We start from the raw sequence: 3322 nt of genomic DNA, 5'->3' as shown, positions 1-3322 counted from the left end.
CCGCCCAGCAATGGCTTCACGGACTCGGTGTAGCCTTCATCGGCCCGCCACCAATAATGTTGCGACAGAACCGAGAACTCCTGGGCGTATCGCTCGCCTAACCATAATCGGAGGTTGGAGCAGCAGCTCTTGACTAGTGCAGTCAAGGTCGAAAACACCGTTGCGGAAAGCAACGTCGGTGGTGGTGTGCGGCTGGGATCCAGGCCCGCGTGGTGGGCTCCGGGCGCTAATTCTCGGCTCCCACAACCCTGCCGGCGACCTCTATTACGTCGGGATGTGGGTACCGGGTTCAGCGCCAAAGACCGGCGCATTCTGCGTGTGCAGCTCGAGGCGATCGAGCAACCGACCCCACCATTCACCCAACCGCTGGCGGGCGATGCCGGCTCGTCGATGCGGTGGGTCAGCGCCGTCTACGTCGGGGACATCGAGTACCGCGAGTTCACCGGCCACCTGCGCCATCCCAGCTGGAAAGGACTGCGCGACATACCCGCATCCACAGTCGGGTAGCCCGGCGACCACTAAGGAAGGTTCTGGCCCTGCCTGCGGGCCCAATCCCGGATCCCCTGCGTCTGCTCGTCCGCTGCAGGCCGTTGGCGTTGGCGGTCGGCGGCCCCGGGCGTTCCTGGCCTGTTGACGACCTCGACGACCGTAAAGGTGGCAGCGCGCAAAAGCTGTGGGGTCAGGCGCAGACCGGTCAGGCTGTCGCAGAGAGCGGTGTCCTGTACTTCGGCCCCGGGGACGTGTTGATTCGAACGCGGTCGGCCAACGAATGGACTGGCTCTGACTTCACGCGCCCCACAGACCGACCAGTCAGGGAGATCGACTTTCTAGGACGGCACTGCTGGGAAGTTGAACTCGCTCCGCCGTCCTACAAGCCAGCGCCGATCCAGTTAGTCGTCGATGTAGCCACCGGGACGGTGCTCGAGCCGGGTAGATGTTTTCCTCGCTCACCTGACGCGACGGCCAACTGGTAGAAGCTCGGCCAGCATGCCGGAGTGGGTTGACAGTGGACCGCCTGACGTAATCTGTGTCGGCATAATCAGTTGTAATGCAATCTTTGGTCACCAGTGGGAAATACAACCTCGACGGTGTCCAGCTTGATAAACCCGCGCGGCTGTCGTACGTGGTCGCAAGCGACTTCATTTACGTCAGTACGCTTCCAAATCGAGCGATCGGACCATCGGTTCATCGGTTCATCGGACGCTTTTGGGCAACGCCTACTTACGAGCGTCAACGACTGGGGGCGCGCCAATCGTGCTGCGCTTGCCGACCCCGAGTGAGTGCTTGCTGGCAAGCATCTGTTGCGGGGCCTCGCAGCGTTTCTTGCCTATTCGGCTGACGAGTTCGCCTTTACAGAGGCGGCTAGGCCATCCCAGATTAGTTCGGTGAGCTGCTCGACCAGTTCGTCTCGATCCATAGCACCGGCCATTGCCTCACACCAATGAGCCGCTGCCCAGACAGCGCCAATCAGCGCATGCGCCCAAGGCGCTGCGGCCCGATCGTCACAACCGGCCTCGCTCAGCGCCTGCTGCAGTGCGTCCTGTATCGGCGCGGTGATCGAGGCGGGGCCTGATTCGTTGAATAGACGCGGCGCCAACACGGTCGCGAGAAGCCGATGGCGCTCGACCCAGCCAATAACAACCTCAACCACCAACTGGGTTCGCTCACGTCCACCATCGACGCCAGCCAACACCGCGGCCATTTCTATGGTCAGTCGACCAGCGTGCCGCGCTGCCACGGCGTCGAGCAGATCGTCGCGTCTATCAAACACCGCATACAACGCCGAACGGGCATACCCCATTCGCTCACCCACTCCGCTCAACCCGAACTCGGACCCATGTTCGCCGATTTCAAGCTCAGCGGCATCAATGACAGCTTCCCGCCGAGCCGCCCGGTCGACCCTGGGCCCAGGCGGGCGGCCGCGTTTTCGTCCAGGAACTTCGTCCCCCGCTGCCAACATTGCGTCGCCACCCCTCCCTTGAACCACACTAGTCCTGGGCTAACGCGGCGCCGTAGCGCTGCTCGATTTTGTCGGCCTTGGGCGGGTGAACGTTCACCCTGGAGAGGTCGCCGTTGTAGTGGCCGAGCACGCGGGGATCCATCACCTTGCGCCACAGCGGCGGGAAGAACGCCAGGACCACCATCATGGCGTAGCCCGCAGGGAATTGTGGGGCCTCGCTGCAACTACGAAGGGCCTGGTACCGCCGTCCGGCGCGCGCGTGGTGATCGGAGTGCCGTTGCAAGTTGAGCAAGACGACGTTGCTGACGAGGTGGTCACCATTCCAACTGTGCTCAGGACGCACCTTTCCCAATCTGCCGTCCGGAGTGGGCATTCGCAGCAATCCGTAGTGCTCGATGTAGTTCACCGCTTCGAGTACAAGCATGCCGATGACCGCCTGCAGCGCGAAGTAGGGCAGCATCGCCCACCCGAAGGCTGCCACGATGACGACAACGATCGCGACACTCACCGACCAGGACTGCAGAATTGTGTTGCGCCAGTTCCAGAATCGGTGGCCCTGACGATGTAGCCGAGCGGTTTCGAGCTCGATACCCGAGACAAGTCCTCCATAGAGCGCGCGGGGATAGAACGCGAACAATGACTCGCCGAAACGCGCGCTCGCCGGATCTGCAGGGGTTGCCACCTTCACGTGATGGCCGACGTTGTGTTCGACGTAGAAATGCCCGTACACCGACGGCGCCAACGCGATCTTGGCCAGGCCCTGTTCCAATTTCTCGCGCTTGTGGCCCAACTCGTGAGCGGCGTTGATACCGATCGCGGCACTCATGCCCAGAGTGATCGAAAGACCTACCCGCTCACCCCTGGTCATGTCCGCGAAGGCAAGGCACCAGAAGCCGAAGAACAGGCCCGCGTACTGGAGCGGGACGAAAATGTAGGTGCACCACCGGTAGTACCGGTCCGCCGACAGCGTCCGCACCGCATCCTCCGGCGGTCCGGCACGGTCGGGCCCCCGGATCAGGTCGAGGAGAGGGACGACCACGAGGAGCAGGTAACCACCGAAACCCCAGAGCAACCCCGACACACTGTTGGCCAGCAGGCACGCGATGAACGGCCCGGCAGGCACGAGTAGACACAGCGGCCACAGGTGACGTTTGGGGTCCTTCCAAGTGCGAGTATCCGACATACCCCGGTCCTCGAATTCAGCCCTGAGCTTGGTGTGGTGCATCAGCACAGCCACCTCGCCCGCAATCTTCACGCGTCTTCACACTCACGGATCCCTTCCGTGGCACTGCATACCCCAAAACCCGGTTGTTCGACGTCAGGACTGGTTCGCCCGCAATGGCCGCTTTCAGTCCGTCTCGC

Annotated in this window: 3 protein-coding genes; 1 reads left to right on the top strand and 2 read right to left on the bottom strand. The window is 62.6% G+C overall.

What is annotated here, in order from left to right; translation table 11 throughout:
• Positions 1–276: 276 nt before the first annotated feature.
• Positions 277–507: a hypothetical protein gene (locus tag KXR83_RS26700; protein WP_023959020.1), complete on the top strand. Its 231-nt coding sequence runs from the start codon at positions 277–279 to the stop codon at positions 505–507.
• Between the two features lie 820 nt (positions 508–1327).
• Here KXR83_RS26700 and KXR83_RS26695 read toward each other — a convergent pair.
• Both KXR83_RS26695 and KXR83_RS26690 read right to left on the bottom strand, forming a co-directional pair.
• A complete protein-coding gene (locus KXR83_RS26695) occupies positions 1328–1801 on the bottom strand; it encodes a hypothetical protein (protein WP_133248737.1) in 474 nt (157 codons plus the stop codon).
• Positions 1802–1988: 187 nt separating this feature from the next.
• A complete protein-coding gene (locus KXR83_RS26690) occupies positions 1989–3143 on the bottom strand; it encodes an alkane 1-monooxygenase (protein ID WP_038253457.1) in 1155 nt (384 codons plus the stop codon).
• Positions 3144–3322: the final 179 nt, after the last annotated feature.

Origin of the sequence: Williamsia muralis, assembly GCF_051487485.1 — a bacterium.
GTDB classification, from domain to species: Bacteria; Actinomycetota; Actinomycetes; order Mycobacteriales; family Mycobacteriaceae; genus Williamsia; species Williamsia muralis_B.
Note: the sequence above shows the minus strand (reverse complement) of the source record. Positions and strands in the feature narration are given on the sequence as shown.